Origin of the sequence: Methanoregula sp. (genome assembly GCF_002835825.1) — an archaeon.
GTDB lineage: Archaea > Halobacteriota > Methanomicrobia > Methanomicrobiales > Methanospirillaceae > Methanoregula.
In genome coordinates, this window is the sequence record NZ_PIZH01000783.1 from 1 (window position 1) to 1027 (window position 1027).

The window sequence follows — 1027 nt, forward strand, 5'->3', positions numbered from 1 at the left end:
TCACCGGCGGGACCGACCTCCCGCTCAAGGACGCAGAAGAGGTTGCGACCGCGCTCACCTATGAACTTGAGCCGCACGCAGATGTCATCTGGGGTGCTAGTGTCAGGAACGATATGGCGGGCAAGATCCGTGTGCTCGCCATCATGACCGGTGTGAAGACCGGACAGATCCTCGGGACACGCCAGTCCTACAAGACGCTGGTTGAAGCGATCGAGTCCAAGAGGGCGCACCCGAAAGCTGTCGAGCTGCCGCAGAACCGCAGGGCAAAGGAGATGAACAGCGGCGGCGGCATTCTTGAGTGGGTATGATCGGGGTAGGGAATACGGCCACTCACACTTACACCTTTCTTACACACTTTCCATCAGGTCTTCTTTTTTAAAAAAACTTCAGGCATTCTCTGGTTACCCTGTCATTCTCTCTGCGAAATTATTAATACGGCGGGTATCATTTATATGATAGAAATCGCCCAGATTTCCGCTCAAGCAGGAAGCGAAGAGGGTTTTCGGATCTAGACAGGTCCGAATCGTGGTATCGGAGTCGAACATCATGAACAGACAGATGAACAAGGACTGCTGGTGCAGGTCCGCCAGGTCATATCAGATTCTGCATTCTCTTCTGCCGGAAACTATCCGCAGTCTTATCGTTACTGAAACAGTCGCTGCTTCTGTTTTACCTCGTGCACTGTCCTGTTCTCTTCCTGCCTGGAGCATTCAATAATCAGGATTGATAGTGCATGCTGAATGACCTAATGGAAAAAAGAAAGAAGATTCTTGCGGAATCCGAACAGCACAAGGAACGCAGGAATGAACTGAACGCAGCCGCGAGCAAATTTGCACGTGAACGCAACACGCTCAATGCCCAGACCCGGGAGTTTGTTGAGTAAGCACAGAAAAACAAAGAGCTCAGGGATAAGTATAACGGAGATGTCCAGTCTCTCAAGGACCAGAGAAACGAGCTCAATGACGCTGCCAACAAGTTCTTTGAGGAGATCGAGGCATTTAAAAAGGAGCATGGCACGCTGAAAAAC

2 pseudogenes are annotated in these 1027 nt (G+C 50.6%); both read left to right on the forward strand.

Annotated elements, in window-relative coordinates:
• Positions 1-308 (forward strand): annotated as a pseudogene (locus tag CW742_RS15185) (cell division protein FtsZ); the annotation flags it as partial.
• Positions 309-733: 425 nt separating this feature from the next.
• A pseudogene (locus tag CW742_RS15190) lies at positions 734-1027 on the forward strand (phosphoserine phosphatase); the annotation flags it as partial.